A 16,272-nucleotide genomic window follows, 5' to 3' on the forward strand; every position below is an offset into this window, starting at 1 on the left:
GGGACGTTTCCCTTACATTCCTGCTTCGTGGGAATTTTGCACACGCCTTTGTCCAATGGGAGACACGATATGAAAACCCTTCTCGCCGCCGCAGCTATTGCCGTCACCGGAACCGCTGCCTCTGCCGCGTCCATCGCCGAAATCGCCACCCAAGATGGTCGCTTCGGCACCCTTCTGGCGGCTGTTGAGGCGGCTGGTCTGACCGACACCCTGGCCGGGCCGGGTCAATTCACGGTCTTCGCGCCCCTGGACGATGCCTTCGCCGCCCTGCCCGCCGGAACGGTCGAGACGCTGCTGCAACCGGAGAACAAGGACCAATTGACCGATGTGCTGCTGTACCACGTCGATGACCGCGTCCTGACCAGCGGCCAAATCCCCGCAGGCTCGATCTATGTGAAGCCGATCCTGACCAGCGCACGGCTCTGCGTGACCAAATCCGGCGGCGGTGTCTCCATCGCGGATTCCACGGATCAGATGGCTAACGTGGTCGTGGCCGATATCCAGGCCGACAATGGCGTGATCCATGTGGTCGATAAGGTTCTGTTGCCCGGCGCCCGCCCCGCCTGCCACTGAGACGACCCTGGGGGGCACTTCGGTGCCCCCGCTGGACCTGGGCTGACCCTCCGACAAGACCGGTCACGGTCGCGGAGGATCCCGCCCCTCAGCGGCGCGGGCGCTTCAGCTTTGGCGCCGCACCCAAACTATTAGCTAGGGAACGAAACCGCGCTTCGGCCACCTCTCCCCAAAGGGCCTCGCCGTCGCCGGGCGGCAGCGTCAGCTCCAACTCGCCGCGTTTCGGATACAGCTTCAGCGCGCCCATCAACGAGGGATCCTGCGCGGAAAACATGGCGCCAAACCGCATGGCCTTGCCCACAACCTCGGCCTGCTGGGTATCGGCCTGGTTCAACAGCGGTGACAGAACAGCAAAGGGTGTGCCCTCGCGCTTGTTGCGATAGCGGTGCAAGAGCGCTAGCCCCAAGAACACCCGCTCGGAATGGGTCAGACCACCGAGATTGGCGCGCGTCGCGTTGTCAAAACAGATCTCCGCCCGGTAGTCGGGATGTGCCCGCCAACTGACGTCGTTGAGCAGACAACAGGCCCGGATCAGGCGCCGCCGTCGGGCATCTACGCGGGAAAAGAGCGGCTCGATAAATCGGTAGAGAATGCGCCCAAATCCCGGCAAGCGCGCCGACGCCGCCTCGGACGCGCGGCAGCTTTCGATCAGCGGATCGCGGGCGCGCAACACCTCGGGCATCTGCTCATAGAGCAAGCCCTCCCGAATCCCATAGCTTGAAATGGCGATCTCTTTGGGGCCAAAGCGGCTCAATACCCGAGACAGGACTTCGGCGGCCATGGGCACCAGCGACATCCGCGCGGAGCTTGTGTTCGATTGCTTGCTGAGCACCGCCGGATCCGCCTTGGCGATGTGCTCCAGCGTCGCGCGCAGATCCCGGGGCGTCATGGTGTATTCATGCAGCACATGCAGCGGATACGCCCGCCGCAACATGTCGACCCGGGCAATCGCCCGCCACGACCCACCCACCAAGTAGAGACGGTCATACTTCGTTGCCGCCAAGGAACCGGCCATATCGTCCAGCGCCGCGTCGATCTCGGTCTTGCGGTTCGCCTTGCCCCGGATGGACTGGAGCTTGAGCGGCCCAAGCTTGCCCGAGACCGCAGCACCGACACCGCCGCCGGACACTTCGGCCAGCTCCATGCTGCTGCCGCCGATGTCACACATCAGACCCTCGGCCTCTGGCCAACCCAGCAAAACGCCTTGCGCCGACAGGCGGGCCTCCTGTGGGCCATCGATGACCCAAAGGCTCAGGCCTGTCGCGGCGGTCACCTCCGCCTCAAACGCCGGGCCATCCTCAGCCTCCCGCACGGCAGCGGTGGCCACCGCTGTCAGGGAGTTGACCTCCATCCCGCGCGCCAGAATGGCAAAGCGTTTCAACGCGTTCAGGGCGCGCTGCCGTCCTTCGGGGTGCAGCTTGCCCGTCTCGGCCAAGCCCGTTCCCAACCCACACAGAATCTTTTCGTTGAAGAAATAGGCGGGCGACCTGGCCGCCCCGTCGAACACGACCAACCGGACGGAGTTCGATCCCACATCAATCACGCCCACGCGCCGGAGCGCTCGGGCCTCGGGCCCATCGAAGAGCGGCGCGCCGAAGGGCCCAAACTCCTCCGCGTCGATCGCGTCATCCATCATCGGCAGTGTCCCCGGTGCCGTGGTCTATTGGCGGTGGTCTGACATGGCGGAGGCTGGGGCGTCAATTGCGCGGCGCGCCATGGGTTGGACGGGACGCGACGCCCAAAAGGGGGCCTGGCCGGAAACCGCAACACGGGACGGACGGCCCCACCGCCGATGCAAAAGCAGTTTTCCAATCGCCGCGTTTGGCGGTCACGGGCCTACGTCCTATTTCCTGGGGCAATAGGGGTCTGGCCACGCTGGCGGAGCGCGGGCGCCAGCCCCCCGAAGGACAAGATATGCCCGACCACCAATCCCTGCATGATATCTCCCGCAGCCTACGGCTCAGCCGCGCGGCAGAACGCATCGCCCTTCTGCGGATCAGCCCGGCGAAGCTGCTGCTGATCGGCTATTCCAGCTATATCCTGCTGGGGTGGATCCTGCTGAGCCTACCGGTCAGCCAGGCGGTCCCCGTGGGCGCGCTGGACAACCTGTTTATCGCTACCTCGGCGGTCTCGACGACCGGTTTGGTCAGCGTCGATCCGGGGTCCAGCTATACGTTTTTGGGGGAGGTCGTTATCATGGGCCTGATCCAGATTGGCGGGCTGGGGTACATGACCCTGGGGTCTTTTGTGGTGCTGTCGCTGACGAATGGCCTCAGCAGTGCGCGGACCAAGGCCACGCGCAACGTCTTCAACCTGCCCGAGAGCATCTCGCCGCGCAGCTTCATCCTGGCGGTGGTCATCTTTACCTTCCTCTGCGAGGCTATCGGCGCGGCGCTGCTCTATCCGATGTTTGTGGCCGAGGGCGTCGAGGCCCCGCTGTGGAGCGCGATTTTCCATTCCGTCTCTGCCTTTTGCACGGCTGGGTTCAGCCTGAACGCCACAAGTTTCGAGGCCTTTCGCGGCCATGTGGGGATCAACGTCACCATCGCCGCGCTCAGTATTCTGGGGGCGATGGGCTTTTTGATCGTCGTCGACGGCTGGCGCACGGTCACGGGCAAAGCCAGCCACCTGGGGTTCTCGTCCAAAGTCATCGCGCGGATCACCTTTGCATTCCTGGCAGGCGGCACGGTCCTGTTCTTTGTGATTGAGCCGTCGATCCAAGACCTGGAACCGAGCGAACGCCTGCTTGCGGCCTTCTTCCAGGTCATGACCGCCTCGGCCACGGTGGGGTTTAACACACATCCCATCTCGGCGCTGTCGTCGGCGGTGTTGATCGTGCTGTTCTTTCTGATGATCGTCGGCGCCTCGCCCGCGGGCACCGGCGGGGGGCTGAAAACCACGTCCTTCGCCGCCCTTGTCGCGCTGGTCCGGTCCACCCTGAAGGGGCGTGACCGGGTTCGGTTCTTTAAGCGGGAAATTCCGCCAGGGCGTCTGCAAAACGCCACGGCCTCGGTCAGCTACTACGCCGTAGTGGCGATGGTCGCCGCCTTCCTGTTGTTTTTGACCGAACCCCAGGGCGCCTTCGACGTGGTCCTGTTTGAGGTGCTATCGGCCATGGGCACCGTCGGCCTGAGCATGGGGCTGACGGGCGAGCTTAGCGACCTGGGCAAGGTCATCGTCATCATTCTGATGACCGCGGGTCGGATCGGGATTCTGACCTTTGGCATCGCGATTTCCGCCCATGACGAAAGCCGTGAAGAAGAAAGCGACAACGAACTGGTGCTGTAACGGGCCACCGCCAACCGGCGGCCCGGCCCGCCCTACCCGGCGGAGTGGGTCAGTTCGGGCACATCCTTCGCCCCGGCGGAGCCCCGGCCCGAGAGCGAGGGGTTTTCCATAAAGAACCGGTGGCAGTTAAAGGGGTTGTCGATCTTGCTCGTGTCGGCGCGCGTCCACTCTCCCTCGGGGCCCAGAACCCAGCTTTGGGAGACATCGGCGAGGTTCGCCGCCATAATCTGCGACACGATCTGAGCCTTCACCGTCGGATTGGTGCATTCCACCAGGGTTTCCACACGGCGGTTGAGGTTGCGTCCCATCCAATCCGCCGAGGAAATATGGACCCGCGCCTTTTTCGACGGCAACCCCGTTCCATTGCCAAAACAGACGATACGCGAGTGCTCCAGGAAGCGGCCCACGACGGATTTCACCCGGATGTTCTCGGACAGGCCAATGACACCGGGGCGGATACCGCAGATCCCACGAATGACAAGGTCGATCTTCACGCCCGCCTGACTGGCCCCGTAGAGCGCGTCGATCACGTCTGGCTCAATCAGAGAGTTCATCTTGGCCCAGATCTGCGCGGGCCGCCCCGCGCGCGCATGGTCCGCCTCGGCAGCGATGGAGGTCAGCAGGAAGTCTTTCATCTGGCTCGGTGAAATCGCCAGCGCCTCCAACCCCTCGGGCGGCGCATAGCCAGAGATATAATTGAACACTTTGGTCGCATCGCGCCCCAGCTTTTCCGACACCGTGAACAGGGACAGATCGGTGTAGATGCGGGCCGTGATCGGGTGGTAATTCCCGGTGCCGAAATGGGTATAGGTCACCAGCTTATCGCCCTCGCGCCGGACCACGGTGCTGATCTTGGCGTGGGTCTTATAGTTGGTGAACCCATAGACCACATGGGCGCCTGCCCTTTCCAGGCGACGGGATTGGCGGATATTGGCGGCCTCATCGAAGCGGGCCTTCAACTCGACCAGGGCCGTGACCTGTTTCCCCGCCTCCGCCGCTTCGCAGAGGGCGGCGACCACGGGGCTGTCCCGCGATGTGCGGTAGAGCGTCTGCTTGATGGCCACCACGTTCTTGTCTTGGGCCGCTTGCTGCAAAAAGCGGATGACCATGTCGAAGGTCTCATAGGGGTGGTGCAGCAGCATGTCCTTTTGCCGGATGGCCGCGAACATATCCCCGTCGTGATCCTGCACCCGTTCGGGCACACGTGGTGTGAACGAGGACCACAGGAGATCGGGGCGGTCGTCCACCACCAGCTCTTTGAGGGCAGCCAGGCCCACCAGGCCGTCCACCACGATGACCTCGTTCTCATCGACGCCGATCTCATCCACGATTTCCCGCAGCAGCCCGGCGGGCGCGCCCGAGGTGATCTTGAGTCGAATGATTTCCCCGCGCCGACGGCGTTTGAGGGCGGTCTCAAACTCCAGCACGAGGTCTTCGGCCTCTTCCTCGACCTCCAAGTCGCTGTCCCGCAGGACCCGGAAGGCGCAGTGGCCCTGCAGATCGTAGCCGGGAAACAGCCGCTCGATCTGCATCAGCAAAAGCTGCTCCAGGGGCAAAAACCGGATCTGGTCGCCCTTGTCGGCCAGACGAATAAAGCGGTCGATCTGATTGGGGATCGGCAGCAGGGCCCGCAACACGCGGTTGTCGGATCGGCGCTTCAGTTCGATGGCCAAAGCGAACCCTTCGTTCGGAATGAATGGAAAGGGATGGGCCGGGTCGATGGCCAGGGGCGACAGCACGGGAAACACCTGACGCAGGAAGTGATCGGCCAGGTCGCGCCGTTCCGCCGCGCTCAGCGCCTTGGGCGACAGCAAGCTAATCCCCGCCGCCTCCATCTCCGTCCGCAGGGTCTTCCAACAAGTCTGTTGTTCGGCGAGCAGCCGTCCGGCATCCTCGTCGATCATCGCAAGCTGTTCAGCGGGCGACCGCCCATCGGCCCCCGGCGAGGTATTGCCCGCCCGTGCCAGTTCCCGCAGGCCCGCGACCCGCACCGTATAGAATTCGTCCAGGTTGGCGGCGCTGATCGACAGAAAGCGCAGGCGTTCCAACAGCGGCAGCTTGGGATTGTTCGCCTCATCCAGCACGCGCCAATTGAAGGCGAGCCAGCTGAGTTCGCGGTTGAAGAAGCGGCGCGGGCCAGTCACCCGCGCGTCGTCCAAGGGAACGGGCTTGGGCAGCGGGGCACGCAGGAAATCGGCGGATGGACAAGGGGCGGTATCGGACATGGGGCGCTGCTAGCTATCGGAGGTGACGGATTGGTGACATTGCGCCGGTCGCGGGCACGTGGGGCGGGCCTCAGACATACAACCCCAGGCGCGCGACCGCCACTTCGGCACGAAAGACGCGCCCGATCCCCAGAACCCCGATCCGCCGCAGACGAGCCGTGTTCAGCGGCATATCGGTCTTATGGGGGACGAAATCGGCGAATGGCACTTGGAGACGATGCCAAGCAGGTCGGGCGATGATCTCCGCGCGGTAGGATTGCCAAGGACGGGCCAGATCGTCGGTGCGCAGCCGCAGGTCATAGACCTCGCCGTTGCCCCAAATATCGACCTCGACCCCGGTCCAGGCACTGGCGTCCAACGGTCCCGGTTGACCCAGATCGCCCGCCATCTGGACAAAGCCGCCATCGTTGTCGAGCGAGACATCACCGCGCAACTGCACCGCCGCGCGGCCGTCCAGCGTCACCCGCGACAGCGCCCCGGTGGACACACCGCCCATCACCGTATCGGCCACAAAGGTCCAGTCGGGGGTCAGCTCCATCTGTTCTCCTTTCGCGCGGCCCGCGACGCAGGCTGTCAGGCCGCCCAGGCACAGGGCGCGTCTGGTCAAACGCGCCCTATCCACCAAGCAAATCGCGCGCCAGCCGCACGTCGATGGGCCGCCCCTGGGCCAGCGCTTCGCCGTCAAGGCGGTCGACCATGTGGTGCGCGGCGGCAAAGCTCCGCTCCATCCGGGGCAAGAGGTATTGCACCAGCGCGGGTCGCACGGTGATCTGGCGGTCCGCGAACAGCTTGACCATCACCGCCGACAGCAAGGCCTCGTCCGGGTGAGAAATGACCGCAGGCGTCAGCGAGGCCAAGCGACTGGCCAGATCCGGCAGGGCCACGGGCCAGTCCGAGGGCGCGCTGCGCCCCGTCAGCAACAGGCCGTTGCCCGCGGCCGCACAGGCATTCCACAGGTGGAACAGCGCCCTCTCGTCCGCGTCCCCAGCAAGCCGTCGGTCCACGTCTTCGACCACGAGCGGCCGTGTCGCCAGATCCAACACAATCTCGGCCCGCAGGTCGCCCGCGTCCAAAACCTCGGCACCGGCTGTCTCGGACCAAATGGTGGCCAGGTGGGACTTGCCCGCACCCTCTGGGCCGATCAAGGCCAACCGCCGCTCGGGCCAGGATGGCCAAAGCTCCACCAGGGCATGGGCGCGGGCATTGGCCTCGGACACCATGTAATCGCCGCGCCCCAAGGCCGTCAGGCGCGGCAGGTCGATACTGGTCTGGCGCATGGCGGTCATTCCGCCGCCTCGGAGGACGGCGCCACCTCAACCTGCTGCTCCACGCCTGGGCCCCGCCCCTTGTAGAGCAGACTCTCTTTATACTCCGCGATCACGAAGCGCGTGACCACGCCTAGGGATGCCGCCACGGGCACGGCCACCAGCATACCCACGAAGCCATAGATCGACCCAAAGGCGGACAGGGCAAACAACAGCCAGACGGGATGCAGGCCAACACTGTCGCCCACCAGCTTAGGTGTCAGAATGTTGCCTTCCAGAAACTGGCCCAGGAAAAAGATACCGGCGACGATGCCGATCAAATGCCATTCGCCCCAGAACTGGAACAACGCCAACCCAATGGCCAAGGCGCCCCCGACCAGAGCACCGACGTAAGGAATAAACGTGATCAACCCAGCGACGGCGCCCACCACCAGCCCGAACTGCAACCCGACAAACATCAAAGCCGCGGAATAGAAGGTCCCCAGGACCAGACAGACGGTCAACTGGCCCCGCACGAAACTGGCCAAGGTGGCGTCGATGTCGCTGGCAATCTTGCGAATGGTGCCAACGTGATCGCGGGGCAGCATCTCGTCCACTCGGGCAATCATACGGTCCCAGTCGAGCAGCAGGTAAAAGGCCACCACAGGCACCACAACCGCGAAGACCAGCGCATTGACCACACCAAAGACCCCCGCCAGCAATTGTTGTGCGAACTGCCCTCCGCGCTCCCGCGCTAAGTCTCCGAGATCGGCCAGCGCCTGTTGCAACATGCCGCCTTCGACGACCAAATCCGGGAAGCGAGCGCCCAACCAATCTCGCAGGGCATTTACGTAAGTGGGGGCCGCGCGGACCAGGGCCGTCGTCTGCTCGACCAGGGTTGGGATGATAAACCCAACGGCCAGCAACAGCCCCAAAACCCCGACGAGGGTGATCACCGTCGTTGCCGCCGCGCGCGGCAAGCCGACCGCCTCTAACCGGTCCGCGAGCGGATCAAGAATATAGGCAATGGCACCGCCCACGATGAACGGCAGCAGGATCGGCCCCAAATACCAAAGCAGCACCAGAAAGACGGCGGCTGCGACGCTCCAATAGGTTACCTGTTGCCGGGCTGGCAGGGCCATGGCCGCTTTCCTCAATTGTCTGAAGGTGAATGTGGGGCGCTTATGGCATCTCCACAAGCGCATCGAAAGACTGCGGACCGCTGTCGGGTGCGGCGCGACCCTGCCGAGCGTCCGTTAACGCGGGAGTTGGCGTGCGCAACGGCAGCGGCGATGAAGCGCGCGCCCTGAATGCAACGGGACGTTCAGATGCCCGATGACACCGCCAGGGTTGAGCGCCTCAAGCGCGTATGGGCCCCTATCTCCGACATCCTCCACCAGGTCTCACAGCGCGGTCTCCGACACTCCGGACGACGGCACTCGACAAAACGCCGCGTCTCAGATCTTTCTGATCGCAGATGCCCGACAGATCGTAACCCGCACGGTCGAGAGGATCCTTGCGGCGAATGGCGAACCAATTGCCCGGACGTCACGGAACAACCCCGGCCAATTCTGTGTGCATCAAGCCAACCGCGACCCTGGCGACCGTTCTGGAGGTGCAATCAATCACTCGCGAAACCGATCTGCTAGAAGGCTCCGGACGACCGGTCGAGACTGGCACCAACCAGCCCAGTCAGGCACTCACCATGGCCACGCCTTGCCCGTTAGGCCAGACGCGCCTTCACCATCGGTCCGACGGCGCCAAAATCCATTTGGCCCGCGTATTTGCCTTTCAGCACACCCATTACCTTGCCCATGTCGCGCAGGGACCCGGCCTCCGTCTCGGCAATCGCCTGAACGACGGCGGCCTCCACCTCGTCATCGGACAGTTTGCGCGGCAGGAAGTCCTCGATCACCTTGATCTCGCCCTGCTCCTGCTCGGCCAACTCCAGCCGTCCCGCCTCTTCGTAGGCCCGCGCACTTTCCTGGCGTTGCTTCACCATCTTGGCCAAAATCGCCAGGATCTCTGCATCACCAACACTGCGCCCCTCGGCACGCAAGGCGATGTCCTGATCCTTGATGGCCGCGTTGATCAGGCGCAACGTGCCCAAGCGCCCCGTGTCTTTGTCGCGCATGGCGCTTTTGAGGCCAGCGGTCAGCTTTTCGCGCAGTTCCATGGGGTCCCCCGTCGTCGGATCAGCGAACCAAGGACCTAGCCCAGCCATCCCGGCACGGCAACGCCCAGCCGTTGCTTGACGCCCCGGCGCGGGCGCCCTAGACCCCGGCAAGTTTGCCCCGCCCCCACCCTGCCGGAGACCGACCATGGCCCAGACGCCCACCGCTTGCCTCGCCCTCGCCGACGGGACGATCTTCATGGGACGCGGGTTTGGCGCCACAGGCACCGCCGTAGCGGAACTCTGCTTCAACACGGCCATGACCGGCTACCAAGAGATCATGACCGACCCCTCCTACGCGGGTCAGATCGTGACCTTTACCTTCCCGCACATCGGGAACACGGGAATCACGCCCGAAGACGATGAAACCGCCGACCCCGTTGCCGCCGGAATGGTCGTCAAATGGGACCCAACGGAGCCGTCGAACTGGCGCGCCACCCGCGATCTTGAGGATTGGTTGGCTGCGCGGGGTCGCATTGGCATGGGGGGCGTGGACACGCGGCGCCTGACCCGGGCGATCCGCCAGCAGGGCGCGCCCCACGTGGCCCTGGCCCATGACCCCGACGGCAACTTCGACATCGAGGCCCTGGTGGCCCAGGCCCGCGCCTTCGCCGGACTGGAAGGGATGGACCTGGCCAAGACGGTCACCACCGCCCAATCCTACCGCTGGGACGAGACCAAATGGGCCTGGCCCGATGGCTTCGGCAAGCAGACTGATCCGAAGTACAAGGTGGTCGCCATCGACTATGGCGCAAAGCGCAACATCCTGCGGTCGCTCGCCTCGGTTGGCTGCGATGTCACCGTTTTGCCCGCCACCGCGACTGCCGAGGACGTCAAAGCCCTGAAACCCGATGGGCTGTTCCTGTCCAACGGCCCCGGCGACCCGGCGGCCACTGGCGAATACGCGGTGCCCATGATCCGCGAGATGGTCGACACCGGCCTCCCCGTTTTTGGCATCTGCCTCGGCCACCAGATGCTGGCCATGGCCCTAGGCGCACGGACGGTCAAAATGAACCACGGCCATCACGGCGCCAACCACCCCGTGAAGCGTCACCGCGACGGGAAGGTTGAGATTACGTCGATGAACCACGGCTTTACCGTCGACGCCCAAAGCCTGCCCGAGGGCGTGGAAGAGACCCACGTCAGCCTGTTCGACGGATCTAACTGCGGCGTGCGGCTGAGCGGAAAGCCCGTGTTCTCGGTGCAATATCACCCGGAGGCGAGCCCTGGGCCCCACGACAGCGCCTATCTGTTCGACGATTTCGCCGCCGCAATGGACGCCGCCCGCGCCTGACCCGCGCGGCGCCGTGTGGCGCGCCGGCCTATCGGCCCTGTGCCAGGGCCCCATGTGGTGGTGGAGCTTAACCGTCTAGTCCCTGCACCTCAGGCGCTGGGGCCGTCTCGGGTGCGCCCCTGTCTCTGCGCCGCATCCGGCGCGTCCTGATGTTCTGCGCGCTCCGCGTATGTTAACCTGATCTTAACCTTCTCTCCCCAGGATTGTGCGGCACGACAGAGGTAGGGTGACCATGCCGCCGCCCCAGGCCCCGGATCAAAGGTCCCCCACGGCGCCGGACACATCGGAGGTTCAACAGGCGCTCGGCCTCGCCTCTGGCGCGGGCTTTTTGGCGCGGTCGGCCGATCCAGCCCGTGTCGTCGTCCCCTTTCCAACGCCGGAACCGGCCAAACCGCCCCCACCAAAGCGGCCCTTCACCCCGCGCCGGATTACGTTGTTGCCCGAGGGGGGGCCCCAGGCGGCCACGGTCCGCCCGCCCACCTTCCAACGGCGACGCTATGTCCGGCGCAGGGCTTTGGGCGAAATCCTGGTGGACAACGGGGACCTTTCACCCATCCAACTGGCCCGCGCTTTGGTCCTGCAACGGGACATGGGGATGCGCCTGGGCGATTTGTTGGTCCGGACCGGCATGTTGGCAGAGGACCGGGTGACCGAAGCCCTGGGCCGACAGCACGGCATGGGCCTGGCCGAACGTCTGCCGCCCTCGGACCCGGCCTTGGACCACTGGGCCCGGCGCATGCCCCTGGCCCTGGCGCGGGAGTTTCGGGCGATTCCCTGGGCGCGCATTGGCAACCGCACGGTGATCGCAACGGCCCGACCGGATCGCGTCGATGCGTTGACGGCGGCACTCCCGCCGCAGCTCGGCCCCTGCGTCTTTGCCGTCGTCTCGGATCGCGCCTTTGACCGTCGGCTGGGCGATGTCCATGGCGCGGCCATGGCCCGCGCTGCCGAATGCCGTGTCCCCGTAGGGCTCAGTTGCCGACGGCTGCGCGCGAGGCGGGGTGCGACCGTCCTGGCGCTCATCTTGGTGGCGCTGTGCTTTGCGATCCTCCAAGCGCCGCTCACCGCCCTGGGGCTGGCCACGCTGCTTGGTGCGGTGGTGATGGCCTGCAACCTTGGCTTGCGACTTGCCGCTTGGCTGGTGCTTGTGCGGGCGAAACGGGCGGGCGGGGGCTTTGCCACCGTGCGGACGGGCAAACCCGCCATCGGGCGAATGCCTGTAATCTCCGTGCTCGTCCCCCTCCACAAAGAGCCGGAGATCGCCACCGCCCTCACCGAACGTCTGTCGCGCATCGACTACCCCCGCGCGCTGTTGGACATCTGCCTTGTCGTTGAGGCGGACGACTTGGCGACGCGCGCAGCCCTGGCAGACGCCGATCTACCCCATTGGATGCGTGTGATCGCCGTGCCGGACGGAACGCCGCGGACCAAACCCAGGGCCATGAACTACGCGCTCAACTTTGCCCGGGGTGACATCGTGGGGGTCTACGATGCCGAAGACGCGCCTGCCCCCGATCAACTGCGCCGCGTGGCCGCCCGTTTCCTGGCCGCCCCGCCCGAGGTCGCCTGCCTGCAAGGGCTGCTCGACTACTACAACCCGACCCGCAATTGGATGTCCCGCTGCTTCACCATCGAATATGCCAATTGGTTCCGCCTGGTTTTGCCGGGCATCGCGCGCATGGGCCTCGTGGTGCCGCTCGGGGGGACAACGCTGTTTTTCCGCCGCTCCGCGCTAGAGGCCGTGGGCGCCTGGGACGCCCATAACGTAACCGAAGACGCGGACCTTGGAATCCGGCTCGCCCGCAAAGGGCTGCGGACGGAGATCCTGCAAACCACAACCCTGGAGGAGGCGAACGCCTCCCCCGTCGCTTGGATCAAGCAACGGTCCCGCTGGATGAAGGGCTACGTCCTGACCTGGGCGGTCCACAGCCGCCACCCCTTCCAGCTTTGGGCGGACCTGGGACCCAAACGCTTCTTGGGCTTTCACTTGCTATTTCTGGGCTCGATCCTGAACACCATCCTGCTGCCCGCCGTCTGGTCGGTGATCGTGCTGACCTTTGGGGTGTGGCATCCCATTGTGGAGTGGATGCCAAACGGGGATGTGACGCCCCTGGCGATCTTCTTCGGGGTGATGACGCTTCTCAACATGGCGCTCAGCATGGCCGGCTGTGCCGCGCCGCACCACAGATCCCTGCGCCCCTGGGTGCCCACGTTGGAGGCCTATTTTCCCCTGGCCAGTCTCGCCATGGGCAAAGCTCTGCTGGAAATCGCGCTACGACCCTTCCATTGGGACAAGACCACCCACGGCGCCTTTGGCGGCGATGCCTCCGGCGCGGAGATCGAGACCCTGCACAACGGTCTGGCAAACCTACGCTAGGGCGCGCAACGGGTTGCTTGTAGGTCGTCCAAGGGCAGGCACTGAGCATTCCGGTCACCGACCCATCCGGCCCGGAACCAGTGGCGCGCGCCTAAAGGGTCCGCGCTTCCTCCCGCAGGCGCACCTCAAACGCCGTGCTCAGGTGCTGGCGCAGGGCGTTGGCAGCCCGATCCCCATCCCTGGCGGAGATCGCGTCGACAATATCCGCATGCTCCGCCAAAGCCGTCTCACCCCGCCCTTCGGCGGCCAGCGAGGTTGTGGCCATCAACGCCATGGACCGGTGCACCATCCCCAACTGCTGCACCAGGTAGCGGTTATGGGACGCCAGATGGATCTGCATATGAAAGCGCCGATTGGCCCGTGACAGGGCCTGGGCATCCGTCAAAAGCACGCGGTCTTCCTCGACCATGGCCGCAAGCACGGCGATTTCCTCCTGCGCGGCGTGTTGTGCGGCGAGGCGCGCCGCCAGGGCCTCCAACTCCGTGCGCACAACATAAAGTTCCGCCATCTGATCATGGCTCAGAGTCGCAACAATCAACGACCGACCATCGCGCGTCAGAAGGCTCTGGGTTTCCAGCCGCTGCAGGGCTTCGCGCACCGGAGTACGGCTCACGCCGAAGCGGTCGGCCAATTCGCTCTCCACCAACCGGTCGCCTGGACGGTAGAGCCCCTGGTCGATGGCGTCGATAATCAGGGCATAGGCATCGGTCTGGGTTGACTGCACGGGGCTCGGTCCTCTGGGCTGGCGTGATCGCGACCGTAGCCCCGGCCCCCTTGCGGATCAACCACATGCCCGATAGCCCCGATCCCATGGACACGCGCTTTGCCCATATCGACACCTGGGTCTTTGACTTGGACGAGACGCTCTATCCACCGGGCGCGTCGCTCTTTCCCCAGATCGAGACACGCATGACCCGCTGGATCCAAGACTTCTTGCGTGTGGACGCCGCCGAGGCCGACCGGTTGCGCAGCCAATGGTGGCACGATCACGGGACCTCCCTGGCCGGGTTGATGGCCGACCACGGCGTGGCGCCGGAGCCCTTTCTGGAGGACGTCCATGACGTCGACTTCGGCGGGCTGTCTCCCGACCCGATCCTGGCGGGTTTGATCGACGCGCTGCCCGGCCGCAAGATTGTGTTCACCAACGGTACCGCAGACTACGCCCGCAACGTCCTCGCGGCGCGGGGTCTGACGGGGATCTGGGATGCGGTCCACGGGGTGGAACACGCGGGCTACGTTCCAAAACCCCAGCGCGCGGCCTACGACCGTGTGTTTGCCCGTGACGGCCTGACACCCCAGCGCGCTGCCATGTTTGAGGATACAGCCCGCAACCTGGCCGTGCCCCACGACCTGGGCATGTCCACCGTCCACGTCGCCCCAGCCCGGGCCGAGGGCGCCCATGTCCACCACCACACCACCGACCTCAGCGCCTTTCTGCGCGGCATCCTGACGCCTGGCTTGGCGATTTTGCGTCCTTAGGTCTGGGACATGGACATGCAGACAGACATCCTCATCTCAGGCGCGGGCCCGGCGGGTCTGGCGGCGGCTTGCGTCTTTGGGGCCGAGGGGCACCGCGTCACCCTGGTCGATCCCGCACCGCCCGTGACCGGCGAGGACGCGCCCGGCGCCGACCTCCGCACCACCGCACTGCTACAACCCGCCCGCGACCTGCTGGACCGGGCGGGCGCCTGGGCCGGGCTCGCGCCCCATGCGATGCCACTGGACGTGATGCGGATCACCGATGCCTCGCAAGATCCGCCCATCTCGCGGGATTTCGACGCCTCGGACATCTCTGATACGGCCTTCGGCTGGAACTTTCCCAACTGGCTCCTGCGGCGAGAGCTTTTGGCCCGTGTGGCCGAACTCCCGACGGTCACCACCCGCTTTGACACAGCGGTCACCGGGCTGTTCACCCGCAGCAGCGGCGCCCGTGTCACCCTATCCGACGGCAGCCGCCTTCGCGCCGACCTCGTGGTGGCCTGCGATGGGCGCGACAGCCCGCTCCGGGACCTCGCGGGCATCGGCGCGCGCACGGTGGACTACGCCCAGACGGCCCTTGTGTTCGCGGTCCGCCACGACCACCCGCACGAAAATGTCTCCACGGAAATCCACCGCAGCGGCGGCCCCTTCACCCTTGTTCCCCTGCCCGACCGTGATGGATGCCACCGCTCCGCCGTGGTCTGGATGGACGACGCCCAGGCCCACGCCCGCCGCATGGACCTGTCCGATGCCGCGTTCGAGGCTGAGGTCAATGATCGCTCCGCCCAGGTCATGGGCCCGCTGACATTGGTCAGCCCCCGGGCAGCTTGGCCGATCATCTCGCGCCTCGCGGACCGCTTGACAGCCCCACGCCTGGCGCTGGCCGCCGAGGCCGCCCACGCCATGCCGCCCATCGGGGCCCAGGGGCTGAACACCTCGCTGAAGGATATCGCCGCGCTGCGCGACTTGGTGGCATCCGAGGGCGTCGGCACACCCGCGATGCTGCGCGCCTATCAACGCCGCAGATGGCCCGACATCGCCGCCCGCATGGCCGGGATCGACGCTCTGAACCGAACGTCAAAGCTTGATATCGGAGCGGCACAAGCCTTCCGAGCGCGCGGTATCGCCGCCCTACATGACATCGCGCCTATTCGGCGGGGGCTGATGCGCTTGGGCCTAGGGACCTGACCGCAGTGGTCGCCCGCATCATTGCCAGACTGATCTGACTGGACACGAGAGGAGTTCGCACGCCGGACTACGGGTGGTGGCACGATGACCCTCGAGGAGCCTAACAGCGCCCACCTTCCCAAAGGCTTACTCATGCCAATGGGCGCTGAAGCAATGGGTAACCCACCTTTCTCAACACGCTATGGGGATACTATCGCTCAGCCAATCCCCTAGGCGGTTCTCGAGGTAGGAAGCAGCCAGTAGTTCTTCCTTATGACGCCCTACTCCAAATCGCACGACCAGGACAGCTACCGCAGGGGCCTCGCCGGAGACGACCTAGCCTTAAGATCAACGGGCGTTGCCCGAGAGTAGACCATGTCACACGTTCAAAGATGGTCGCTTGCACCTGGCAACCGCGTCGGACCGCTACGGAGGCGGGGCACCGTACGGCA

The 16,272-nt window shown here is 65.3% G+C and carries 13 protein-coding genes; 6 read left to right on the forward strand and 7 right to left on the reverse strand.

The features are described from left to right. Positions 1-69: 69 nt before the first annotated feature. Complete coding sequence (locus K5R33_RS00730) at positions 70-573, forward strand: fasciclin domain-containing protein (protein WP_220747057.1); 504 nt, start codon at positions 70-72, stop codon at positions 571-573. Positions 574-661: 88 nt separating this feature from the next. On the opposite strand, the gene K5R33_RS00735 is transcribed toward K5R33_RS00730, so the two are convergent. Beyond that, positions 662-2,206: a Ppx/GppA family phosphatase gene (locus K5R33_RS00735; protein WP_220747835.1), complete on the reverse strand. Its 1,545-nt coding sequence runs from the start codon at positions 2,204-2,206 to the stop codon at positions 662-664. Positions 2,207-2,487: 281 nt separating this feature from the next. On the opposite strand from K5R33_RS00735, the gene K5R33_RS00740 reads away from it, so the two are divergent. Further along, on the forward strand, positions 2,488-3,861 hold the full coding sequence (locus K5R33_RS00740) for a TrkH family potassium uptake protein (protein WP_220747058.1): 1,374 nt from the start codon (positions 2,488-2,490) through the stop codon (positions 3,859-3,861). A 32-nt stretch (positions 3,862-3,893) separates the two neighbouring features. On the opposite strand, the gene K5R33_RS00745 is transcribed toward K5R33_RS00740, so the two are convergent. The 5 genes from K5R33_RS00745 to K5R33_RS00765 form a co-directional block, all read right to left on the reverse strand. After that, positions 3,894-6,086 (reverse strand): RNA degradosome polyphosphate kinase, encoded by a 2,193-nt coding sequence (locus tag K5R33_RS00745; RefSeq protein WP_220747059.1) that lies wholly within the window; start codon positions 6,084-6,086, stop codon positions 3,894-3,896. Between the two features lie 70 nt (positions 6,087-6,156). Continuing rightward, complete coding sequence (locus K5R33_RS00750) at positions 6,157-6,624, reverse strand: CIA30 family protein (RefSeq protein ID WP_220747060.1); 468 nt, start codon at positions 6,622-6,624, stop codon at positions 6,157-6,159. Positions 6,625-6,700: 76 nt separating this feature from the next. Continuing rightward, positions 6,701-7,363, reverse strand: a complete 663-nt coding sequence (locus tag K5R33_RS00755) for a P-loop NTPase family protein (protein WP_220747061.1) — start codon at positions 7,361-7,363, stop codon at positions 6,701-6,703. 5 nt (positions 7,364-7,368) lie between these two features. Next, positions 7,369-8,472 (reverse strand): AI-2E family transporter, encoded by a 1,104-nt coding sequence (locus tag K5R33_RS00760; protein ID WP_220747062.1) that lies wholly within the window; start codon positions 8,470-8,472, stop codon positions 7,369-7,371. Positions 8,473-9,053: 581 nt separating this feature from the next. Continuing rightward, positions 9,054-9,506: a GatB/YqeY domain-containing protein gene (locus K5R33_RS00765; protein ID WP_220747063.1), complete on the reverse strand. Its 453-nt coding sequence runs from the start codon at positions 9,504-9,506 to the stop codon at positions 9,054-9,056. Between the two features lie 145 nt (positions 9,507-9,651). Here K5R33_RS00765 and carA point away from each other — a divergent pair, with 145 nt between their 5' ends. Next, positions 9,652-10,797: a glutamine-hydrolyzing carbamoyl-phosphate synthase small subunit gene (carA, locus tag K5R33_RS00770; protein ID WP_220747064.1), complete on the forward strand. Its 1,146-nt coding sequence runs from the start codon at positions 9,652-9,654 to the stop codon at positions 10,795-10,797. A gap of 232 nt (positions 10,798-11,029) precedes the next feature. Further along, a complete protein-coding gene (locus tag K5R33_RS00775) occupies positions 11,030-13,174 on the forward strand; it encodes a glycosyltransferase (RefSeq protein WP_255576106.1) in 2,145 nt (714 codons plus the stop codon). 91 nt (positions 13,175-13,265) lie between these two features. On the opposite strand, the gene K5R33_RS00780 is transcribed toward K5R33_RS00775, so the two are convergent. Further along, positions 13,266-13,898, reverse strand: coding sequence for a GntR family transcriptional regulator (locus K5R33_RS00780; protein ID WP_220747065.1), 633 nt, complete (start codon positions 13,896-13,898; stop codon positions 13,266-13,268). A 65-nt stretch (positions 13,899-13,963) separates the two neighbouring features. On the opposite strand from K5R33_RS00780, the gene K5R33_RS00785 reads away from it, so the two are divergent. Next, complete coding sequence (locus K5R33_RS00785; RefSeq protein ID WP_255588385.1) at positions 13,964-14,653, forward strand: pyrimidine 5'-nucleotidase; 690 nt, start codon at positions 13,964-13,966, stop codon at positions 14,651-14,653. Positions 14,654-14,668: 15 nt separating this feature from the next. Then, positions 14,669-15,841: an FAD-dependent monooxygenase gene (locus tag K5R33_RS00790; protein ID WP_308443207.1), complete on the forward strand. Its 1,173-nt coding sequence runs from the start codon at positions 14,669-14,671 to the stop codon at positions 15,839-15,841. The last annotated feature ends 431 nt before the right edge of the window (positions 15,842-16,272 follow it).

It is taken from the genome of Jannaschia pagri (assembly GCF_019655435.1).
Taxonomy (GTDB): Bacteria; Pseudomonadota; Alphaproteobacteria; order Rhodobacterales; family Rhodobacteraceae; genus Jannaschia; species Jannaschia pagri.